Raw genomic sequence first — 19,850 nt, 5'->3', positions numbered from 1 at the left:
AATGCCGGATCCTGAGGGACGGGCGCTGACTAAGCGCTTGCTCAGCATGGTGTCGGTGCGGGAACCTGTCAACAGTCGGCGGGCGCCACAGCCCGCCGGTCGACCGGCCCGACGGTCCGCACAGCGGTCGGCGGGAATGCCTGTACGAGTCTTCTGGGAGGATGGCGGCATGACCAGCACGCCGATCGCCGACCTCTGGCCGACCCTGCCCGGCGCCGACACCCGCCCCGAAGCGGCGTACCGGCTGCTCCAGGCGGCCGTCGAGTCGTTCGCGGAGCGCGGCTTCCACGCCACCACCACCCGGGACATCGCCACCGCGGCCGGGATGAGCCCGGCCGCGCTGTACATCCACTACCAGTCCAAGGCCGCGCTGCTCGCCGAGATCAGCCAGGCCGGGCACGCCGCGACGCTGGCCCTGGTCCGGGCGGCGACGGCCGGGGACGGCGGCCCGGCCGAGCGGATGCGGCGCCTGGTCGAGGACTTCACCGTCTGGCACGCCCGGGCCCGGACGGTCGGCCGGGTGGTCAACTACGAGCTGCACGCACTGCCCGAGGACGCCTACGCGGTGGTCGCGGCGCTGCGGCTGGACATCGAGCGCGAGGTCAGCACGCTGATCGAGGCGGGCGTGACGGCGGGCGAGTTCGAGGTATCGGAGGTGCGCACGGCGGCCCGTGCGGTCACCTCGCTGGGCATCGACGTCTCCCGCTGGTACACCGAGCGCTCCACCGAGACGCCGGAGGAACTCGGGCGCCGCTACGGCGAGTTGGTGCTGCGGATGCTCGGCGCCCGGCTCTGACCGGGAAGCCGGGAGGGCTTGCGGAGAGGGCCGCTCAGGGCTGAGCACCGCGGGCTCACGCCGCGCCGATCAGCAGGCGGACGGCGAGCCAGCCGACCAGGGCGGCCGAGCCGAGGGCCGTGAGCAGGCGGCCGCGGGGGCCGGTGAGCGCCCGGCCGAGCAGCGCGCCGCCGGAGGCGAGCAGGAGCTGCCAGCTGGCGGAAGCGGCGAAGGCGGCGGCGGTGAACACCGCCCGGGCGAGCGGGCCCGAGATAGCGCCGTCCCGGCTCCCGCTGCCCAGGACGAGGGCGGCGAAGTAGAGCACGGTCAGCGGATTGAGCAGGGTGATCCCGAGCAGGGTGAGGTAGGCGCGGAGCGGGCCGGGCGGTGCCTCGGCCGCGAGCGTGGCGGTCGTCCGGCGGCTGCGCAGGGCGGTGGCGGCGGTGCGGGCGGCGAGCGCGAGCAGCACCAGGGACGAGGCGAGTCGCAGCGGCCCGGCGACCGGTTCGAGCAGCGGCGCCAGGCCGGTGCCGCCGACGGCCGCGAGCAGCGCGTACAGCCCGTCCGCGGTGGCCACGCCGAGCGCGGCGCAGGCGCCGGTGCGCAGCGAGCTGCGCGCGGTGAGCGAGACCAGGTAGGCCCCGACGGCCCCCACCGGTACGGCCACGCCGTACCCGGCGAGCAGCCCCGCGACCAGCGCGGCGCTCACGCGTGGGCGCGGTCGGGCCTCCGGGGACGGCCGGGCTGCTGCTGGACCGGGGCCGGGCGTACGGCGGTGGTCACGGGCAGCGGGCGGGCGGGGGTGTCGGTCATGCGCCGATCGTCGCGGCCGGAACACCAGGGCGGCAAGTGGGTTTCCGCGGCCGCAGGGTAGCGTGGGGCACTCCGGTGACCACGTGTGCGAAGGAGATCCGATGACCAGTCAGAACAACCCCGTGCGCGCCATGTTGGCGGAGGCCTGGGCCTCCTGGGCCGAGCGCGGCGCGGCTCTGGCGGCGGAGGACTGGGACCGGCCCACCCGGCTGCCCGACTGGACCGTCCGGGAGCTGTACGCGCACGTGGCGCCTGTGCCGGAGATGTTCACCGGGCTGCGGGTGGCGGTGCTGGACGGCCCGGCCGAAGTGACGAGCGGGGCGGGCATCCTGCGGGCGTACAACCGGCCGGGCGGGATCGCCCACACCGCCGCCGGGCAGGTCGCCGACCTGGCCAAGCAGGCGGCCGAGGCGGCCGAACCGGCCGTGCTGATCGCCCGGTTCGGCGTCGAGGGTCCGGCCGCCCTGGCCGGACTCGCCGACCTTCCGCCCAGCACGGTGGTGGCGCACCCGCTGCTCGGCAGTGCCACGGTGGGGGCGCTGGGCGAGGTGGCGCTGATGGAGGCGACCGTCCACCTGCTCGACCTGATCGCGGCGGTCGGCGGTCCGGCGCCCGCCGAAGGGGCCCTGAACTTCACCCGTGACCTGCTGGCCGAGGTCGCCGATCCGGTGGCGTTCATCGAGGCGGCGGCGGGCCGCAGTGCGGGGCCGGTGCTGCCGGTGATCCGCTGATCCGGCCGTCCCTTCTGTGTCGTTCTCGCTGGTCAGTCGTATGATCTGCACCAGGAAACGGCAGCAGTGGGGGGCGGCAGTGGATTCGTTGTGGGGCCTGTTGTGGTTGGCGCCGGCCGTGCTCTACGGCGGCGGGTCGGTCGCCGGCCGGGTGCGCAAGGGGCTGAAGGTCCGCCACAACCGGAAGCTCGAACTGCTCGACGCCCAGCACCGCCAGCGCCTCGCGCTGGAGGAGGCCAACCGCCCGCCCGAGCCGGTCTGCGGCTGCACCCACCACCTGGCCAAGCACGACAAGCAGGGCCGCTGCCACGAGGTGGTCGAGACGCCCACCGCCTGGGACGCCGACCGCCGGCCGGTGCGCTACGAGCCGGGGCAGTGCAACTGCCAGCAGTACGTGGGCCCGGAGCCGCTGGGCACGGTGTTCGCCCCGGAGCTGGTGGACCCGCGCTGATCGGCTCAGGCCGGTGGACCCGTGCTGAACGGGGAGCGGCCGCCGCACCCACGGTGCGGCGGCCGCTCGTTCGCGTCAGCCGAGCGCGAGCGCGCTCAGGCGGTCGGAGGCGCCGTTGAACAGGTCCTGGTCGCCGGGGAAGGTGCCGGAGTCGGCGAACTGCCAGAAGGTCTGGTAGCTCCAGCCGTTCGGCAGGGTGCCGACGGTCGAGGAGTAACGGGCGATCCACAGCGGGTTGGTGGCGCCGAAGCCGCCGTAGTTGCCGGTGCAGCTCGACCACCAGTTGGTCGTGGTGTAGATGGTCGGGTAGCGGCCGGTGCGGTAGTGGACGGTGTTGCTGAAGTCCTGGATCCAGCTGACCATGCCGCCCTGGCTGAGGCCGTAGCAGCTGGCGCCGTAGGGGTTGTACTCGATGTCCAGCGCGGGCGGCAGGGTCTGGCCGTCGGCGGACCAGCCGCCGCCGTGGTCGACGAACCAGTTGGCCTGGGCGGAGCCGGAGGAGTTGCCCGGCAGTGCGAAGTGGTAGGCGCCGCGGATCAGGCCGGAATTGTAGGAGCCGTTGTACTGCTGCGCGCAGTACGTCGACCGGTCCGGTGAGCAGATCGTACAGGCCTGGGATCGTCGCGAGAAGCCGGGAAGGTTCGGCGGCTGGCTGCACGATCACGTGAGCACCATCCATGCGGGTGACGCTTCGAAATCATGCTCTGAGCTGCAGGGATGTCCCATGCTGCGCCGCACCGGGAGCTCTTCGGCGGGCGCCGGGCGGTCGGGTGCAGTCAGCGAAGAGGGCCCGCGGAAGGTCCTGCCGGCGCTCTCGTAGCCGCGCGATCCCGAGAGCGAGTGAGTCTCATGTCTGAGCTCGTAAGACAGGGTCTGCTCGTACTTATGCTGACCTCTTGCTGACCGATCTGATGGTCTGTCAGCTGGCCTCCGCGTCCGGCGTTCCACGCGGACGAGTTGCTCACCCGCGAGGACAGCCCGTGGCGGCGCGTGTTGTGGTGGGGGCATGACGAAGCGTCAACTGCGCACGTACGTCCTCGTGATGGTGCCGTTGAAGTCCGCCACCAGGTAGGCGCTGCCGTAGCCGTCCGCGACGTAGACCAGGAGGGACGGCCCGGTATCGGCCATCCCCGGGGAGTTGCGGACGATGATGTGGTGTCTGGTCGGGTGGGCGATGCCGAGATCGGCGTCGGCCCGTTGCAGGAGGGCCGGGAGAATGTCCCAGTTGACGGCCCGGAGGTCCACCGGCTTCTCACCGAATGTCACGGTGCCGGAGCTTCGACCGGAGGTGGTCTTGCCGTCGCGGTACACGAAGCTGTCGTAGAGGTTCGGGTTCGCCGGGGTCGGGACGGTGGCGTACCCGGAGTCCTGCTCGACCGAGAACTCCAGGACCGTGCTGCCCCCCATTTTCTGGTTCATGGACTGGATCACGCCGCGGACGCCCGCCGGTGTGAGCAGGCCCGGATAGGCGGGGGGCGGCGTGTCGGTGTGGCCGTCGGGTGCGAAGTGCTGGATGGCGTAGCCGATCGTCAGCATCAGAACCGAGACCAGCACCGCGGAGCCGGACCGGAGCGCGCCCCGCCACCGGGCGGGCCGGGCCGGGCCGGCCGCCGGGCGGTGCTGCGACGGGGGCGCGTCGAAGAGCGGGGGAGGCAAATCCGAGGGGATCGTGGGGTTAGCTCCGTCGCCCGGCGTCTGTACCAGGGTCTGGGGAGGGGCGGTGGCGGCGGGCCAGGACAGTCGTGCGGTGCCCACGTCGGCGGCCTTGACCTCGGCCTCGGCGAGCAGCTGGTCGAGCCGCTCGGCGTCGGGGCGTGCCGCGGTGTCCCGCACGAGCAGGGCGGAGAGCGCCGGGGCGAGCGGGCCGGACCGTACGGGCGGTGGCACCGGGTCGTCGAGCACGGCGGCGAGGGTGGCGAGGCTGGTGCCGCGCCGCAGCGGGTGGTGGCCCTCCACCGCGACGTAGAGCATCATCCCCAGCGACCACAGGTCCGAGGCTGGGTTGCCTTCCTCGCCGCGTATGCGTTCGGGGGCGATGTACTCGGGCGAGCCGATCAGCGAACCGGTGGTGGTCAGGCTGGTCGACTCCGAGAGGCCGGCGATGCCGAAGTCGGTGAGCACCGGGGTGCCGTCGGGGCGCAGCAGGACGTTGCCGGGCTTCACGTCGCGATGCTGGATGCCGGCCGTGTGGGCGGCGCTCAGCGCTGCCAGCACACCGCGGCCGAGTCTGGCCGCTTCCCACGGGGACATCGGGCCCTGCGTGAGGCGGTCATGGAGGGAGCCGCCTGTCACCAGCTCCATGACCAGCCAGGGGTGCGGGAATTCGGGCAGGTCGACGATGTGGTGGATGGTCACCACGTTGGAGTGGTTGAGCCGCGCCAGCGAACGGGCCTCGCGCAGGACCCGCTCGCGCATCACCGCCACGGCCCTGGGGTCGCCTTCGAGGAGCGCCGGGTCGGCAGGGCGCACTTCCTTCAACGCGACCTCGCGGTGCAACGCGGTGTCGCGGGCCCGCCACACCAAGCCCATGCCTCCGCCGCCGAGCCGCTCCAGCAGCTCGAACCGGCCGTCGATGAGCCGCATGCCCAGCCCTCCTGTGTTCATGGCGGCCATCGTAGGGGCAGGCCCCCGGCCTCTGTCGGGCCCGTTCCCTCGGCGCCGGGGCAACGCGCCGGCCCCGCCGCTCGCGCGACGGGGCCGGCAGCCGGAGTCCTCAGGAGTCCGTCACGGGCAGACGTAGTGGGGGTAGGGCTGACACGTGTTTATGAGGCGCGGGGGAAAGTTGGTGTACCACAGGGGCCGGTCGCCTTGGAAGATCGCCATGTTGCCCTCCTGGATGGAGAGGACGGCACCGGGACTGCCGGCGGTACCGCTCGACCAGACCGGGCTGTTGCCCCAGTTGTAGACCACGAGGTTGCCGTCGCCCTGCATGGACAGGTGGTGGCCGGTGCCGACGGTCCAGGAGGCCCAGATCGCTGCGCCGTCCTTGTAGAGCACGACGTTGCCGTCGGTCTGCATGGTGAGCACGGTCCGGCCGCTGGGCGTCGTCCAGGACTGGTTCCAGTTGAGGATGCTGCCCGCGACGACGTTCCTCCAGGGGTGGGCTGGCTGTGCATCTGCTGGAGCTTGGTTACACGTGGGTCTCGGTCTTCTGCTTGTGACGTTCGTAGGGTGTCTGGCCGCCTGAAAGGCGGTCCAGGCGCGCTCGTACATGTGGGCCGGTAGCGCGCGCTCGTAGAAGTCGATGTAGGAGCGGAACAGGGCCTCCCAGTCCTGGCGGTCGGACGGGGTGAGTCTGCCGATGCTGACCACGTGTTTCCCTTCGCTGGTGGCGGAAGTTCAGGCGGGGTGTGTGAGGCCGTCGACACGAGGGTGGCGCTCCCGTGCTGCCCTGTTGGTGCTGATCACCTGTGCCGTGACGGGCTCACCATGCTCGCCCCCGCCGACGCGATCAAGGAGTGGCGGGCCTCAGGCCTCGGCCCCGGTGCGGGCGCGGAGGCGGCGCACCATGCGGGCGTCCTGGAAGCCGACCGCGCGGGCGGCCGTCTCGGTGGTCGCGCCGTGGGCGATGAGGTGTTCGGCGCGTTCGACGCGCAGTTCCTGCTGGTAGCGCAGCGGGGTGAGCCCGGTGGCCTCGGTGAAGTGACGGGTGAGGGTGCGTTCGCTGACGCCGGAGGCGCAGGCGAGGTCGGTGAGGCTGAGCCGGGTGTCGAAGCGGGAGTCGATGAGGTCCTGGACGCGGTGGACGGCGTCGACGAGGTGGCCGCGGTGCCGGAGCATCGCGCTGGCCTGCTGCTCGTCGCCGTTGCGGCGGGCGTAGACGACCATCTCGCGGGCGATCCGGGCGGCCGCCGCAGGGCCGTGCCGGACGGCGACGAGGTGCAGCGCGAGGTCGATTCCGCTGGCGATGCCCGCCGACGTGACGACCCGGTCGTCCACGACGTAGAGCACGTCGCGCACGACGCTCGCCCGCTCGTAGCGGTGGGCGAGTTCGTCCTGGAGGTCGTGGTGGGTGGTGCAGCGCCGGCCGTCCAGCAGCCCGGCGCGGCCGAGCGCGTCGGCGCCGGCGCACACGCTCGCGACCGTCCCGCCGGCGGCGTGGTGCGCGGTGAGCCGGTCCAGCGTGGCCGCGGTGAGCACGCCGTTCGACCGCAGGCGCGGCGCCCGCCAGCCCGGCACCACGACGAGGTCGCCGCGCGCGAGCCGCGGCCACGCGGTGGCGGCCCGCAGCGCGACGCCCTGTGCGGTGGGGACGTCCTCCTGCTCGGCCACGTACGCGGTCTCGTAGTCGAGGCCGTGGTCGGCCGCGGTGGAGAACACCTGGGCGGGCCCGGCGAGGTCCAGCAGGTGCACGTGCGGGACGAGCAGGAAGACGACGCGGGTCACGATCCGGTCAGCTCCTTCACGGTGGTGACGGTGGCGAAGCGGCCGGCCAGAGCGTACTCGGTGCGGGCGATGATGTCGTCCGTGGAGAGGGTGCGCGGATCGGCGAGGACCTCCGCGAGGCTGCGCCCGGCGGGGGCGTCGCGGTGCTCGATCGGGTGGGTGGCGGTGGCGTCGGTGACGAAGGTGACGTCGTAGCCGAGGTCGCTCGCGACCCGGGTGGTGGTCTCGCAGCACTGCTCGGTGCGGATGCCGCTCACGACGACGCCGCGGACGCCGTGGTGGGTGAGCACCTGGTGGAGGTTGGTCGTGGTGAACGCGTTGTGCGAGGTCTTGGTGACGACGGGCTCGCCCTCGGCGGGCGTCAGGCCGTCGATCAGGTGGACGAAGCCGAGGGCTGGGTCGAAGACCGTGCCGGTGCCGGGCTCGGCGTGCAGGACCCAGACGACGAGGTCGCCGCGGCCCCGGGCGTGCTCGACGAGCTCGTTCACCCGGTCGACGATCGCGGGGTTGGACACGGCGGCCCAGTTCTCGCGCTGCCGGAAGGATTCCTGGACGTCGATGACGAGGAGTGCGTTCTTCATGTCTCGATCCTGGCCCCGCCGGGGGCCAGGATCGAGACATCATCGGGCCCGGATGCGGAACGATCCGGTCAGGCGATTCCGGTGTGGTCCGGCCAGATGGTACCGGCGTGCTCGGAGCGGGTCAGCCGCCAGAACAGGTCCTCGCCGCCTCGCCGCGCTACGGGGACCTCGTCGGCTACTGGACCGGCTCGCGCGCGGACGCGCCGGACCAGCACATCACGGCCTGGCCCGCGTTCCCTCGGTCCGATGCGAAGCCACCGTGCTGGTCGCCGCCATCAACGAGGGCTGTGAACAGTGGGTCGTTCGGTAGAGACGGCTCTCGCCTGGGTCCGGGTGGGCCGGTCGGTGCTGAATAGACTGGGTGGTCGTCGGGGCCCCGTCCAGTGGTGCGCCGGTAGGAGGGGGTCCTTGTGGCGGCCGAGAACGGCAGCGCGGAGCGTGAGTTCGATGTTCTTGACGCTCGGGTGATCGACGCGGTCGAGCGGCTCGGGGACGCCGGGCGGGCGATGCTGCGCGACGCGGCCAAGGGTGAGGGGCTTTCCGTCACCCAGGCGCAGTTGCTGTTGCGGGTCACCACCCCGACCGCGGGAGCGCAGAGCACCGGCAGTTTCGCGCGGTGGCTGGAGGTTTCCGCGCCGACGGTCAGCGATGCCGCCTCCGCCCTGGTCCGAAAGGGACTGCTGGAGGCCGTACCGGACGTCAACGACTCCCGGCGGTCGTCCTGGGTGCCGACGGGTCCGGGCCGGGAGGTCGCCGAACGGCTGCACGGTTGGCGGGATCCGCTCACCGCGGGTCTGTCCGCCTGCTCACCGGAGGATCGGGCCGTCGCACTGCGGGTCCTGCTGGAGACCATCGCCTCGCTGAACCGCATGGGGCGCATAACCGTCGCCCGCACCTGCCTGACCTGCCGCTTCCTGCACGATGAGCACCCGGACGGGCGGGCGGGTGAGTGGTGCGGGCTGCTGAAGGCCCCGCTCGGCGCGTCCGACCTGCGCGTCGACTGTCCGGAACACCAGCCGGCGACGCACTGACCTTCCGTCAATTTCCGCTCGGCGAGCGCGGGCAAGCCCTTGCGTGACACCTGGGTGAGTCGGTAGCTTCGAGGTAGTTAGGACTCCTAATTCAGAGTCCACGGACCCAAGGATTCGAGGACGGCCATGACGCCTGCGCCCATTCCCGGCTACCACTACGACGGCCCCGAGCAGCCCGCCTCCCCGGTCGCCGCCGGCGACTTGGAGGGCCTCGCCGCGGCGACCCTGTTCTCCGACGCGGACGTCGCAGCACTCAAGCTCGCCGGCGAGGTCCTGGCCGACCAGACCGAGCGGATCCTGGACGTCTGGTACGGCTTCGTCGGCTCCCACCCCCACCTGCTCGCCTACTTCGCCACTCCCGAGGGCGCGCCGATCGACGAGTACCTGGCCGCCGTGCGCCTCCGGTTCGGGCAGTGGATCGCCGACACCTGCACCCGCCCGTACGACGCCCGCTGGCTCGCCCAACAGGAGGAGATCGCGCTGCGCCACACCACGGCGAAGAAGAACGTCACCGACGGCGCGCGGTCCGTCCCGCACGTGCCGCTGCGCTACCTGATCGCGTTCATCTACCCGATCACGGCGACCATGCGGCCGTTCCTCGCGGCCAAGGGGCACGCCGAGGAGGAGGTCGAGTCGATGCACCAGGCGTGGTTCAAGGCCGTCACGCTCCAGGTGTCGTTGTGGTCCCGCCCGTACGCCAGGGCTGCCTGGTAGGCCGGGCAGACCTGGCGGCCGGCTGGGCCGACCTGCGAGTGGAATCGTACGGTCAACCCAGCCGGCGGATCGTGAACACGAGCCGGGTCGCCGTTGGAGTTCTTGTTGCTGGTGAACGCGGTGGTCGTCGCGCCAGGGGCCCGACTGGTGGTGGGCTTCGGGGCGGAGGCCACGGTGCTGTCCGGCCGCTAACCGTTCCCGCGTGCGGTGGGTGCCGGTGCGGCCGCCATGGGCGGCTGGCGCGACACGACTCACGGTGTCGGCCTACACGTGATTGTCGCCAGCCGCACCTTCTCCTCTGGAAAAGGGCTACACGCCGTGATCAGCTTCCGTTTCGGCATCAGGGACGACAAGGGCCCCGCCAGCCCTGTCGATCTCGGCGACATGACAGTGGTCGGCGCCACCGGCACCGCCACGTCATCGGACGCCCGTCCCGACATCTGGCGGCGGTCAACCGATGGGGTCGAGCGAGTGCTCGCGGTCGGGGTTCCACTCGCCCGGCCCGAAGGTCACCCCGGGACGGGCTCGGCGTAGGCGAGCAGGTCGTCGGTCCGGGCGGCGAGGCGGATGTTCCAGGTGCCCTCGACCTCGTGGTCGGGCCAGGCGGTGGCGAGCAGGCCGTCGCCCGCGTAGTACGCGAGGTACCGCTGCTGCGGGCCAGCGAGCCTGCGCAGTGGGGCGAGCAGCTGAGCGAGCTGAGCTGGTGTCAGGTGATCGGCGCTCGCACCGTGGCGGGTGGCCTCGACGGTTTCGTAAACGAGAAGGAGGAAGAGGAAGCGGGAGAGTGTCAGGCCCGGCTCCAGCGGCACCCACGGCTCGTGCGCGCCGGCGGACAGCGCTGCGACGAGCACGCGACCGAAGCCCTGAACGTGCTCACCCGCATGAACATCGTCACCGGCAAGGACCTGCTGGCCTTCGACGTGGGGGACCTCACCGACTACGCCCGGGCCCGTCGCGACAACGGCCGCACGGTGACAGCCCTGCCCCTCGCCTACGACATCCTCCACGCCGTCGGCGGTCTCAAGGACTCTCCACCGACCCTGCGCGAGGCCCAGGCCCGCGGCCAGCTCACCCCCGCAGAGCTGATCGACCGCCACCCGATCGCCAATCGCGCGGTCCGCGACGTGCTCGTCCACTACATCGCCGAGCGATCCGCAGTCCTGGACTACGGCTCCCTGGTCAATCACGCCCAGATGCTGGCCGACCTGTTCTGGGGCGACCTGCAACGCCACCACCCAGCGATCTCCTCGCTCAATCTGCCCGATGAGGTGGCCCAGGCATGGAAGTCGTCCGCCACTACCGGCAGTTCATCGACCAGCGCAGGACCCACCGTCCCAGCGCGGAGTACCGCGAGCCCAGCGGCACCGAGTGGCAGGACTTCCGTGACCACTTCAGCCTCCGGAAGGTTGCCCTCGGCACCTGCGACCGGCCCTACGGGACCCTTTACGCACGACCGACGGCGGCGACGGCATGGTGCCCGTCCGGGACCCGCTCAATCCCGAAGTGCTCCTGACAGTCCGTCACCTATCCACAGCATTAAGCTGGCTGGAACCCGACACGGTCATGCCGGTCGCTCATGGCAGTATCGCCGCCGCCGAAACGCTCGGGCCGTCCGCTGGGTGCACCTCCTCGTCGGCCGGGCCGGGCCAGATGGCCGAGATGTCGTCGCGGTGCTCGTGCGGCAGCAGTACCGGGCGTACGGGCACCGGCTCGGTCACGCCGCGCCGGGCCGCGGTCCAGGGGCAGCAGCGGCCGGTGTAGCTCATGGTGGCCAGGACGAAGACCTCGTCCGCGTACACCTCGACGTACTCGCCGATCGTCAGGATCCGCAACGAGCTTGGCTCATGGCCGAGTTCGGCTTCAGTGAGCAGGCTGCCGCCGGGGCCGTGCACCTGGACCCGGCCGTCCGTGCAGTCCACGGTCAGCGCCGGCTTGCCATCGTCGGACCGCAGGACGACCGAAGTCGGCCCGTCAATCGCCACGTCCCCCGCCGCGTGCAACACCGGCCGGTCGGTGGGCTGGCCGAGCCAGTGGTCCAGGCTGTGCCACCACTGCAGTCGAGGAGCAGCGCCGTCCGGAAGCACCAGGGCCTTCGGCTGGGCGAGCATGCCACGGCAGGACGCCCCCTGGTCCTGCAGTCCAACCCGGCGGGGCACGGTGTGCAGCACCACCCGGGTCCCGTCCGGAGCGCCTACCACGCGTGGTGCGTAGGCGCCGGACGGGCCGAGGGGGCCTCGTCGCTCCCATGGGCCGTCCAGGCGCGGCGCGGTCCAGGCTTCGACCTGCCGGGTGGCGCCGATGCTGCCGAGCAGCAGCCAGCCGTCGTCCACCCGTTCCAGCACCGGGCACTCCAGCTCGTCCACGTCCCCCGGAGAGATCAACGGCGGGTGCACCTCCCAGTGTTCGAGGTCCGTGGAGGTGGCCAGCCCGACGCAGCCGCTGCGCGCCACCGGGAGGGAGGCGTCGCTGGCGCAGAGCACCATGGTCCAGCCGGTGCCGTCGTCGTTACGGACCACGAACGGGTCGCGCCAGGCCATACCCTCGCCGGTGCGGTACCAGCGCGCATCGGCGCGGACCACCGGCTCGGCGCCGTGCCGCTGCCACCCGGTGCCGTCCGTACGGTCCGACCAGGCCAGGCCCACCGCCTGAAGAGGCCAGTTGGCGGGCGTGAGTCCTGAGACGCCGGTGTAGAACATCGCCATCCCATCCCCGTGTGGGATGGGATGCATGGTCCACACGGCCTGCTGGTCGAAGCGGCCGGGCAGGCCGGCGCCGAACGCCGTGCCCTGGGCCTGCCACCGCACCAGGTCGCGGGAGGTGGCCCGGCCGTAGGAGGTCTCCATCCGGGCGGCGTCGAAGTGCTCCGTCCACGGGCCCTGGAGGTGCAGGACGGTGTAGCCGTCACCGTCCGGGAGCACGGCGAAGTCATTGAGGCAGAGGCCGGGCGGTGCGTAGCGCAAGGAACAGCTCCTGTCGGGCGATGGAAGCAAGCGTGTGCGTACGGAAGTACCTCGCATCCTTGCCTCCGGCGAAGTGCCCTTAGTAGATCCGAACGCAAACGCTTGCGCAACTGCCCTGCCCGGTTTACGGTCTGGTCACCCGCGGATTACAGCGATGTGTCCGAGCCGAAAGGAGCCAGAACCGTGACGGTGAGCATCACCGATGTCGCGAACGCGATGGGTGTCTCCGCCTCGACCGTCTCCCGCGCGCTGCGCGGACGAGAGGGCGTGTCGGAGGAACTCCGCGCGCGGATCGTGGCCGTGGCCGCCGAACTCGGCTACACGGCCTCGCGCAGCGCGTCGAGCCTGGCAAGCGGCCGGACGTACAGCATCGCCGTCCTCGCGCCGTACGTCGGCCGATGGTTCTTCGGCACGGTGCTGGACGCGGCCGAGCGGGTGTTCAGCACCGCCGGGTACGACGTGGTGCTGTACAACCTGGGCTCGGCGGAGACCCGCAACCGGTTCTTCGCCGAACTCCCGCTCCGCAAGCGGGTGGACGCGGTGTTGTCGATGCTGCTCCCGACGGAGGACGAGGCCGAGCGGCTACGCTCCCTCGGCATCCCACTGGCGATCACCGTCGGCGGCCCCCGGCCCGGCTTCACCACTGTCGGCATCGACGACCGCGCGAGCGCCGAACTCGCCGTCCGGCACCTGGTCAACCTCGGCCATCGCCGGATCGGCCTGATCGGCACCCGCTCGACCGCCCCGCTGCACTGGACCACCCCCGACCTGCGCCGCCGCGCCTACCTGGACGTGCTCGCCGATGCCGGCATCGAGTACGAACCGGCCCTGGAGGCGGACGGCGAGTACACGGTCGACGGCGGCGAGCGCGCGATGACCGATCTGCTCGCCGCACGGCAGCCACCGACCGCCGTGTTCGCCGAGTCCGACGAGATGGCCATGGGCGCGTTGCGAGCCCTGCGCGCGCACCGGCTCCTCGTACCGGACGACATCTCGATCGTCGGCTTCGACGGCCACGAACTCGCCGACGTCGTCGGCCTCACCACCGTCGCTCAGCCGGTCGCCGACCACGGCACCGAGGCCGCCGGTCTGCTGCTGCGGCGGCTCCAGGCCGCCGACGACGTCCCCGACTACCTCGAGCTCCCCACCCGTCTGATCGTCCGCAACACCACCGCCCCCCACCGCAACTCCCGTAACGGAGGAACCTCATGACCGATGCCAGACGAACCCTCCGGCTGGGCCTGCTGCTCACCCTCCCCGCCGTCACCCTCACCGCCTGCGGCGGCACCGGCACCGCGGCCAGGACCACCGCAGGCAGCGGCACCGGCACCATCAGCATCTGGGCGCACCAGGGCCAGGACAGCGAGAACACCGCCCTGCAGAACGCGGTCGCCTCCTTCAACAGCTCGCAGAGCGAGGTCAAGGCGACCCTCAAGTTCGTTCCCGAGAAGGACTACACCAAGACGCTGACCGCCACCAGCGCCTCCGCCCTCCCGGACGTCCTCGAGTTCGACGGTCCGGCCATGGCCAGCTTCGTCTACAACCACAAACTCGCCCCCGTCACCGACTACCTCTCGCCCGGCACCGTCGCCAACGCCACCGACGCGATCAAGGCCCAGTCCACCCTGGACGGCAAGCTCTACGGCCTCGGCATATACGACTCCGGTCTCGGCATCTACGGCAACAAGAAGCTGCTCGACGCCGCAGGGGTCAAGTACCCCACGGGACTTGACGACCCCTGGACCGCCGCCGACTTCACCGCCGCACTGCAGAAACTCGCCGCCGCCAACCCCAGCCACAAGGCGCTCGACGTCAAGGAGGACTACGGCCTGGCCACCGAGTGGGGCAGCTACGGCTTCTCCCCGATCGTCTGGTCCGCCGGCGGCGCGCTGATCAAGCAGGGCAAGGCCGCGGGCGCTCTCGACACCCCGGCCGTGGCAGGCGCGTTCAAGACCTTCCAGTCCTGGAGGCCGGCCATCGACCCCGACACCGACGGCAACGCCTTCGCCAACGGCCGGGTCGCCCTCAGCTGGTCCGGCCACTGGAGCTACCCCGCCTACAGCAAGGCGATCGGCTCCGACCTGGTGGTACTGCCGCTGCCCGACTTCGGAAGCGGCCCCAAGACCGGCCAGGGTTCCTGGGCCTGGGGGATAGGCGCCGGATCGAAGAACGCCAAGGCCGCCGGCAAGTTCCTGGACTACCTGATGGGCGACACCAACGTCAGCGCCATGACCAACGCCAACGGCGCGGTGCCCGCCACCAAGACCGTGCTGTCCAGCAGCCCGCTGTACAAGCCCGGTGGCCCGCTCCACCTGTTCGCCCAAGGGCTCTCCCAGCCCTGCGGCGACAGCGACATCAACAAGTCCTGCGTCGCGGTCACCCGGCCCGTCACCGCCGGATACCCGGTCATCACCGCCCAGTTCAGCCAGGCGCTCAACGCCGTCTACGGCGGCGCGGACCCGCAGAGCGCCCTGACCAAGGCCGCCCGGGCGATCGACCAGGACTTCAGCGACAACAACGGATACTCCCTCAGCAAGTAGCCCCACGCGGCTGGGCGGCCCGTCCCCTCGGGCCGGCTGCCCGCCGGGAACAGGACCCTGTCCATGTCCATCACCGCCAGATCCCGAACCGTGCCGACACCGGCACCCGTCGCCGTTCCCGAATCGACCGCCCGGCGCCGGGCGGGCCGAGACGGACTGCACGGCCTGCTGATGTCGGTCCCCGCCCTGGCCGGACTGATCGCCTTCGTCGCCGTCCCCTTCGGCTACGCCGTCGTGCTCTCCCTCTACAACGCCCGGCTCGGCTCCGACCGCCCGCCCGTCTTCCTCGGCCTGGAGCAGTACCGCCGGATCTTCACCGACCCGGACCTCTCCGGCCAGTTCCTGCACGCCCTGCTCAACAACCTCACCTTCGCCCTGGCCGTCGTCCCGCTCCAGACCGGCCTCGCCCTGGCCCTCGCCGTGCTGCTCAACCGCAAGCTCAAGGCGATCGGCCTGTTCCGCTCGGTGTTCTTCCTGCCGGTGGTCTTCCCCATGGCCCTGGTGGCCGTCATCTGGCGGCTCATCCTCGCCCGCAGCGACCAGGGCATGCTCAACTCCCTGCTCCACCACCTGAGTCTGGGCCACTGGGGGGCCTTCGACTGGCTGGGGTCCTCGCTGACCGCCATGGCCTCGGTCGTCGTCCTGTCCATCTGGCAGGGCGTCGGCTTCCAGATGGTCATCCTGCTGGCCGGGCTCCAGTCCATCCCCGGCGAACTCTACGAGGCCGCCACCCTCGACCGGGCGTCCCGCTGGCAGCAGTTCCGGCACGTCACCCTGCCCGGCATCCGCAACACCCTGGTGTTCGTCGCGCTGCTCACCTCGGTGCTGTCCTTCCGGGTGTTCGACCAGATCTACATCCTGGTCCGCGGCGGCGGCCTCAACGAGAACGCCACCCGGACCGTGATGTACGAGGCGGTGAGCACCGCCTTCGACGAGAACAACATCGGCCGGGCATCCGCCGTCACGGTCGTCTTCTTCCTGATCGTCCTGGCGCTGACCCTCGTCCAGCGCCGCCTCGTCCGACCCGAACAGGAGGACTCATGAACCCGCCGATCGGTGGCGGCTCCACCGCGGGCAGGACGGCCCGCCGGATCGCCGACTACACCGTCCTGAGCGTGCTCAGCCTGGTCTTCGCCCTGCCCGTGCTCTACCTGCTCATCGGCAGCCTCAAGCCGTCCGACCAGGTGCTCGCCGGCCTGTCCGGCTTCCTGCCGACCCACCTGTCCTTCCACAACTACGCGGCCGTGCTGCGCAGCCTGTCCTCGGACAGCACCGGGTACTTCTGGCGGTTCATGGCCGTCTCGCTGATCGTGGCGTGCACCGTGGTGGCGGGCGGGCTGGTCGTCAACTCGATGGCCGCGTACGCGCTGTCCAGGCTGCGCTGGCGCGGCCGGCAGCTGGTGCTCACGCTGGTGCTGCTGCTGTTGCTGATCCCGTTCGAGTCGGTGGCCGTGCCGCTGTTCTACCTGTTCGCCGGCCAGCGGAACACGGTGTGGATCCAGGCCGTGCCGTTCATCGCCAACGCCTTCTCGATCTACCAGTTCCACACGTTCTTCCGGGCCATCCCGGCCAGCATCGAGGAGGCAGCGCGGGTCGACGGCGCGGGACCGTGGCGCATCCTCTTCCGGATCGTCTACCCCATGAGCAAGCCCGCCTTCGCTTCGGTCGCGATCCTCACCTTCCTCACGCAGTGGGGCTCGTTCCTGTGGCCGGTGCTCATGGTGAACGACCCGGCCGTACGGCCCCTGCCGCTGGAGATGAGCGTGTTCCAGGGCCAGCAACCACCGGACTGGGGACAGATCCTGGCCTTCGGCGTCCTGCTCGTGCTGCCCGTGCTGATCGTGTTCGCCTTCTTCCAGCGCTGGTTCATCCAGGGCGTCGCCAGCTCGGCCGTCAAGGGCTGACCGGCGGTTCCGAACGCGGCTATTTCATCGACCATTCGGTATGTCTACCATCGGTTGACGTATCGTCAGTGCATGAGTACCGGTTCGGCCATGGTGGACAACCGGGCCGGTCGGCCCTCGAACAAGGCCGTGCCGATGACGGGCAAGATCGACGGCCGGCAGTCGCGGCATGCGCACCGGCGAGGTGAGCTCATCCGCGCCGCAGCCGACTACGTCACCGAGAACGGTTTCGAGTCCCTGTCGATGCGCCCGCTGGCCGCCGCCATCGGCGTGACGCACGCGACCCTGCTGCATCATTTCGGCAGCAAGGAGGCTCTGCTGGGCGAGGTGCTCCATGAACTGCGCGAGCGCCACCGCCTGTTCATCGCCGCGGAGGGTGAGCGCCTTCGTGGGACCCCCGTCGACGAAGTGGTGCGGACGGCATGGCGGCACCTGAGCGCACCGTCCGATCGTGCCTACATGACCGTCGTCTTCCGCACCTACGGTTCGGCGCTCACGGATCCCGACACCTACGCGCCCTTCCTCGACGGAGCAAGCACCGACTGGATCAAGGTCGTTGGCGAGATCCTGGCTGAAGCAGGTTGCCCTGGACCGCGTGTTCCCGGCCTGGCGACCCTGATCGTGGGCTCCTTTCGCGGAATCCTGCTCGACCTCGTCGTCACCCATGACACCGCACGCGCCCAGCAGGCAATCGAGATTCTCGCCGCCACCGTCGCCAGAGAGTCGCAGGTTTTGCCCGGCGACTCGCAGCCGCAGTCACCTCCCGGATTGCCACCGACGGCCAGCTGCTGGTCTACAGCGCCAGCTCTCCGGAAACGGACCGAAGGGCAATCTTTCGCAGTGCCATGACTCTGCTCGCCCAGGACCACACCACCCCGGCCGCCGCGGTGACCGCTTGGCTGCAGGCGGTGTACCTGCTCTATCAGGCGCCGCGCATGAAGCGAGGCAGCGACGCCACGACCCGCACCTTCCTCATTGCCGCAGGCTCATACCTGCTGAGCCAGCCACCCGCACTGCTGCAGGACGTCGACCTGCGCGCCTACGTCCAGCCACAGGACCAGTTCATGACCGAGCTGCGAGCGGCGCAGACCAGCGTCAGGCGCATGCCGAGCCGCGAGACCTCTCGGCAGCGCGATGCTTACCCCGGAATCTCGGCCGCGCTTGAACTCGACGACCACCGGCACGTTGTCCTCGTCCAGCCCCAGCGTGTCGATCCGCCCCTGGTGCCACGGCCCGGTCGGGTACTCCGACGCCAAGAAGCGGACCCCCAGCATCTCCTCCATCGACGCCTCGACCCGCCGCTGCAGCTCCCGCTCCCGCGCCACCGTCGAACCCCGCAGCTCGACATCACGGCCATCGACATCCCGCCGGAACACCTTCAGATCGGCCACTCACGCCCCCCCTTCGCACGACCGTACCCAGTGACCAATCCAGAAGAGGAACGCGGTATTCCTCCTCGGCCTCGACTTCTTGGTTGTGCGTACGAAGACTGATGATGGCACGGGAAGGACCGGTCAAGGTGCGCTTCGCGGCGACCGGCCCATCGGCACTCGCGTGTCAGCATAGACCGAGCGGGGCCGACATCGAGGTAGCGCTTCATCAGGCACCGCCCAGGGATCAACTCCCTCCGCGAGCGCGGGGGTTGCTCCGGCATCGAGTCCGGCCGACGAATCCGGTGAGATGGGTGCCCATTACCAGGCTTAAGCGGCGCGGCCAAAATCGGCGAGTCCTTGATGATTGCCACGGATCGGCCGAACAGAGGAGAAATCCGTGCCGGAGCAGTTCATGAGTGTCAAGCAGACGGCAGAGTATCTGAACATGTCTCTTGCCTGGGTCTATCGCGAGGCTCCTCGGTTGGGTCTCTCCGCGTACAAGTTCGGAAGTGGTTGGGGAGGAGGTAGCCGTCCACGGTTCCGTACGTTTCGGCGTACTGCCCGATGGAGTGCTTGGGGCGGGCCGGCAGCGGAACGTCGCGGTAGTCACCGACCTTGCGGTGCTTCAGGCGGCTGTAGGCCTTGGAGGCCTGGTTGACCTGTTCGGTGACACGGTTGACGTTGTCGGCGACGATGTTGTTGATGTTGACGGCATACGCTTCGGCGTTGCGCAGACCGCAGCCGCGCGTGAGGTCGGTGACCAGGCGGAAGGCGTCGTCGCCCGCGGTCCGGCTCTGCTGCAACTGGGCGACGGACGGGATCACCGCACGCTTCGGGTCGTACTGAGGTGCCTTGACTCCATCGAGCGGGCTGTCCTCGTAGAGGCCGAGCCGGTGTGCGTCCAGCAGGATGGTCTTCAGGCTGATGAACGCGTTGGTCCGGGTGGCCATGCCGATGCCGCCGAAGGCGGGGAGGAGGTGGTTCCTCAGGAGGGAGTCGAGGTTCCGCAGCGAAGTGGGGGGCTCAGGTCGCGCTGGTCGGCTCACGCTGACTGGCTCGTGCTGAACGGGGAGCGGCCGCCGCACCCACGGGTGCGGCGGCCGCTCGTTCGCGTCAGCCGAGCGCGAGCGCGCTCAGGCGGTCGGAGGCGCCGTTGAACAGGTCCTGGTCGCCGGGGAAGGTGCCGGAGTCGGCGAACTGCCAGAAGGTCTGGTAGCTCCAGCCGTTCGGCAGGGTGCCGACGGTCGATGCGCAGGGTTGGCAGGCAGGCTGACCTCCGGTCAGGTCGGCGTGGCCCAGGGCGGGCGCGCCGGGCCCGAACCCGCGACCCGCACGGCGCGCCATCGGGCGGTGGCCGCCGCGCTGGGCCCGGCGGCCCGTACTGACACGCACTCATAGGGACGTTGTCGAATCGTTATCAAGAACTATTGTGGATCATTCGGGTAATTCGGCCGGGCCGTGACCCAGCTCACGAGGGCTTGTGCTATTGGCTCCGCGCCGTTTACGGTCCTTCTCGTTCGTCTCCGTACGAAACGAACCCCGCTCTCCGGAACGCCGAATCCTGCCGCCGGATCGGGCGGGCACGTGCATC

General features: G+C 70.6%; 21 protein-coding genes and 1 pseudogene. 11 read left to right on the top strand and 11 right to left on the bottom strand.

The window, feature by feature from the left end; all coding sequences use genetic code 11:
• The first annotated feature begins 169 nt into the window (after positions 1–169).
• Complete coding sequence (locus ACIRYZ_RS41565; protein WP_402953851.1) at positions 170–796, top strand: TetR/AcrR family transcriptional regulator; 627 nt, start codon at positions 170–172, stop codon at positions 794–796.
• 55 nt (positions 797–851) lie between these two features.
• On the opposite strand, the gene ACIRYZ_RS41560 is transcribed toward ACIRYZ_RS41565, so the two are convergent.
• Positions 852–1,484, bottom strand: coding sequence for a LysE family transporter (locus tag ACIRYZ_RS41560; protein WP_402953850.1), 633 nt, complete (start codon positions 1,482–1,484; stop codon positions 852–854).
• Positions 1,485–1,689: 205 nt separating this feature from the next.
• Here ACIRYZ_RS41560 and ACIRYZ_RS41555 point away from each other — a divergent pair, with 205 nt between their 5' ends.
• Both ACIRYZ_RS41555 and ACIRYZ_RS41550 read left to right on the top strand, forming a co-directional pair.
• A complete protein-coding gene (locus ACIRYZ_RS41555; protein ID WP_402953849.1) occupies positions 1,690–2,319 on the top strand; it encodes a maleylpyruvate isomerase N-terminal domain-containing protein in 630 nt (209 codons plus the stop codon).
• 79 nt (positions 2,320–2,398) lie between these two features.
• Positions 2,399–2,770 carry a hypothetical protein gene (locus ACIRYZ_RS41550; protein WP_402953848.1) on the top strand — a complete coding sequence of 124 codons (372 nt, stop codon included), beginning with the start codon at positions 2,399–2,401 and terminating at the stop codon, positions 2,768–2,770.
• 75 nt (positions 2,771–2,845) lie between these two features.
• On the opposite strand, the pseudogene ACIRYZ_RS41545 reads toward ACIRYZ_RS41550, so the two are convergent.
• From ACIRYZ_RS41545 to ACIRYZ_RS41525, 5 genes and pseudogenes are all read right to left on the bottom strand, one after another.
• Positions 2,846–3,349, bottom strand: a pseudogene (locus tag ACIRYZ_RS41545) (GH25 family lysozyme); the annotation flags it as partial.
• A gap of 438 nt (positions 3,350–3,787) precedes the next feature.
• Positions 3,788–5,374, bottom strand: a complete 1,587-nt coding sequence (locus ACIRYZ_RS41540; RefSeq protein WP_402953847.1) for a protein kinase — start codon at positions 5,372–5,374, stop codon at positions 3,788–3,790.
• A gap of 120 nt (positions 5,375–5,494) precedes the next feature.
• Positions 5,495–6,082, bottom strand: a complete 588-nt coding sequence (locus ACIRYZ_RS41535) for a hypothetical protein (RefSeq protein WP_402953846.1) — start codon at positions 6,080–6,082, stop codon at positions 5,495–5,497.
• Between the two features lie 156 nt (positions 6,083–6,238).
• On the bottom strand, positions 6,239–7,156 hold the full coding sequence (locus ACIRYZ_RS41530; protein WP_402953845.1) for a GlxA family transcriptional regulator: 918 nt from the start codon (positions 7,154–7,156) through the stop codon (positions 6,239–6,241).
• Complete coding sequence (locus ACIRYZ_RS41525; RefSeq protein ID WP_402953844.1) at positions 7,153–7,737, bottom strand: cysteine hydrolase family protein; 585 nt, start codon at positions 7,735–7,737, stop codon at positions 7,153–7,155. The genes ACIRYZ_RS41530 and ACIRYZ_RS41525 overlap by 4 nt, the downstream gene beginning before the upstream one ends.
• Before the next feature lie 410 nt (positions 7,738–8,147).
• Here ACIRYZ_RS41525 and ACIRYZ_RS41520 point away from each other — a divergent pair, with 410 nt between their 5' ends.
• Positions 8,148–8,768 (top strand): MarR family winged helix-turn-helix transcriptional regulator, encoded by a 621-nt coding sequence (locus ACIRYZ_RS41520; protein WP_402953843.1) that lies wholly within the window; start codon positions 8,148–8,150, stop codon positions 8,766–8,768.
• 126 nt (positions 8,769–8,894) lie between these two features.
• Complete coding sequence (locus tag ACIRYZ_RS41515; protein WP_402953842.1) at positions 8,895–9,482, top strand: protoglobin domain-containing protein; 588 nt, start codon at positions 8,895–8,897, stop codon at positions 9,480–9,482.
• Positions 9,483–9,991: 509 nt separating this feature from the next.
• On the opposite strand, the gene ACIRYZ_RS41510 is transcribed toward ACIRYZ_RS41515, so the two are convergent.
• A complete protein-coding gene (locus ACIRYZ_RS41510; RefSeq protein ID WP_402953841.1) occupies positions 9,992–10,717 on the bottom strand; it encodes a hypothetical protein in 726 nt (241 codons plus the stop codon).
• 44 nt (positions 10,718–10,761) lie between these two features.
• Between ACIRYZ_RS41510 and ACIRYZ_RS41505 the strand changes: the two genes are divergently transcribed.
• Positions 10,762–10,995 carry a hypothetical protein gene (locus ACIRYZ_RS41505; protein WP_402953840.1) on the top strand — a complete coding sequence of 78 codons (234 nt, stop codon included), beginning with the start codon at positions 10,762–10,764 and terminating at the stop codon, positions 10,993–10,995.
• 61 nt (positions 10,996–11,056) lie between these two features.
• On the opposite strand, the gene ACIRYZ_RS41500 is transcribed toward ACIRYZ_RS41505, so the two are convergent.
• Complete coding sequence (locus tag ACIRYZ_RS41500; RefSeq protein ID WP_402953839.1) at positions 11,057–12,442, bottom strand: mucin-1; 1,386 nt, start codon at positions 12,440–12,442, stop codon at positions 11,057–11,059.
• 183 nt (positions 12,443–12,625) lie between these two features.
• On the opposite strand from ACIRYZ_RS41500, the gene ACIRYZ_RS41495 reads away from it, so the two are divergent.
• The 5 genes from ACIRYZ_RS41495 (at position 12,626) to ACIRYZ_RS41475 (ending at position 17,735) form a co-directional block, all read left to right on the top strand.
• Positions 12,626–13,654, top strand: coding sequence for a LacI family DNA-binding transcriptional regulator (locus ACIRYZ_RS41495; RefSeq protein ID WP_402953838.1), 1,029 nt, complete (start codon positions 12,626–12,628; stop codon positions 13,652–13,654).
• Complete coding sequence (locus ACIRYZ_RS41490; protein WP_402953837.1) at positions 13,651–14,982, top strand: ABC transporter substrate-binding protein; 1,332 nt, start codon at positions 13,651–13,653, stop codon at positions 14,980–14,982. The genes ACIRYZ_RS41495 and ACIRYZ_RS41490 overlap by 4 nt, the downstream gene beginning before the upstream one ends.
• A gap of 63 nt (positions 14,983–15,045) precedes the next feature.
• Entirely contained in the window at positions 15,046–16,026 is a 981-nt protein-coding gene (locus ACIRYZ_RS41485) for a carbohydrate ABC transporter permease (RefSeq protein ID WP_402953836.1), read from the top strand.
• Positions 16,023–16,886, top strand: coding sequence for a carbohydrate ABC transporter permease (locus ACIRYZ_RS41480; RefSeq protein WP_402953835.1), 864 nt, complete (start codon positions 16,023–16,025; stop codon positions 16,884–16,886). Before ACIRYZ_RS41485 ends, ACIRYZ_RS41480 begins: the two co-directional genes overlap by 4 nt.
• A gap of 72 nt (positions 16,887–16,958) precedes the next feature.
• Positions 16,959–17,735, top strand: a complete 777-nt coding sequence (locus ACIRYZ_RS41475; protein ID WP_402953834.1) for a TetR/AcrR family transcriptional regulator — start codon at positions 16,959–16,961, stop codon at positions 17,733–17,735.
• Between the two features lie 137 nt (positions 17,736–17,872).
• On the opposite strand, the gene ACIRYZ_RS41470 is transcribed toward ACIRYZ_RS41475, so the two are convergent.
• The 3 genes from ACIRYZ_RS41470 to ACIRYZ_RS41460 form a co-directional block, all read right to left on the bottom strand.
• Positions 17,873–18,277 carry a hypothetical protein gene (locus ACIRYZ_RS41470; protein WP_402953833.1) on the bottom strand — a complete coding sequence of 135 codons (405 nt, stop codon included), beginning with the start codon at positions 18,275–18,277 and terminating at the stop codon, positions 17,873–17,875.
• Positions 18,278–18,678: 401 nt separating this feature from the next.
• On the bottom strand, positions 18,679–19,209 hold the full coding sequence (locus ACIRYZ_RS41465; protein WP_402953832.1) for a hypothetical protein: 531 nt from the start codon (positions 19,207–19,209) through the stop codon (positions 18,679–18,681).
• A gap of 163 nt (positions 19,210–19,372) precedes the next feature.
• On the bottom strand, positions 19,373–19,651 hold the full coding sequence (locus ACIRYZ_RS41460) for a hypothetical protein (protein ID WP_402953831.1): 279 nt from the start codon (positions 19,649–19,651) through the stop codon (positions 19,373–19,375).
• Positions 19,652–19,850: the final 199 nt, after the last annotated feature.

Origin of the sequence: Kitasatospora sp. NPDC101155, from assembly GCF_044768305.1 — a bacterium.
Classification (GTDB): Bacteria; Actinomycetota; Actinomycetes; order Streptomycetales; family Streptomycetaceae; genus Kitasatospora.
The sequence above is the reverse complement of the archived record's forward strand: the minus strand, read 5'-3'. Positions and strand labels throughout refer to the sequence as shown.

Bases quoted from the DNA above. Each gene is read 5' to 3' on its own strand.
- ACIRYZ_RS41565 (WP_402953851.1), top strand. From the start codon at position 170: ATGACCAGCACGCCGATCGCCGACCTCTGGCCGACCCTGCCCGGCGCC.
- ACIRYZ_RS41555 (WP_402953849.1), top strand. From the start codon at position 1,690: ATGACCAGTCAGAACAACCCCGTGCGCGCCATGTTGGCGGAGGCCTGG.
- ACIRYZ_RS41540 (WP_402953847.1), bottom strand. From the start codon at position 5,374: ATGAACACAGGAGGGCTGGGCATGCGGCTCATCGACGGCCGGTTCGAG.
- ACIRYZ_RS41525 (WP_402953844.1), bottom strand. From the start codon at position 7,737: ATGAAGAACGCACTCCTCGTCATCGACGTCCAGGAATCCTTCCGGCAG.
- ACIRYZ_RS41515 (WP_402953842.1), top strand. From the start codon at position 8,895: ATGACGCCTGCGCCCATTCCCGGCTACCACTACGACGGCCCCGAGCAG.
- ACIRYZ_RS41505 (WP_402953840.1), top strand. From the start codon at position 10,762: ATGGAAGTCGTCCGCCACTACCGGCAGTTCATCGACCAGCGCAGGACC.
- ACIRYZ_RS41490 (WP_402953837.1), top strand. From the start codon at position 13,651: ATGACCGATGCCAGACGAACCCTCCGGCTGGGCCTGCTGCTCACCCTC.
- ACIRYZ_RS41485 (WP_402953836.1), top strand. From the start codon at position 15,046: ATGTCCATCACCGCCAGATCCCGAACCGTGCCGACACCGGCACCCGTC.
- ACIRYZ_RS41480 (WP_402953835.1), top strand. From the start codon at position 16,023: ATGAACCCGCCGATCGGTGGCGGCTCCACCGCGGGCAGGACGGCCCGC.
- ACIRYZ_RS41475 (WP_402953834.1), top strand. From the start codon at position 16,959: ATGAGTACCGGTTCGGCCATGGTGGACAACCGGGCCGGTCGGCCCTCG.
- ACIRYZ_RS41465 (WP_402953832.1), bottom strand. From the start codon at position 19,209: ATGGCCACCCGGACCAACGCGTTCATCAGCCTGAAGACCATCCTGCTG.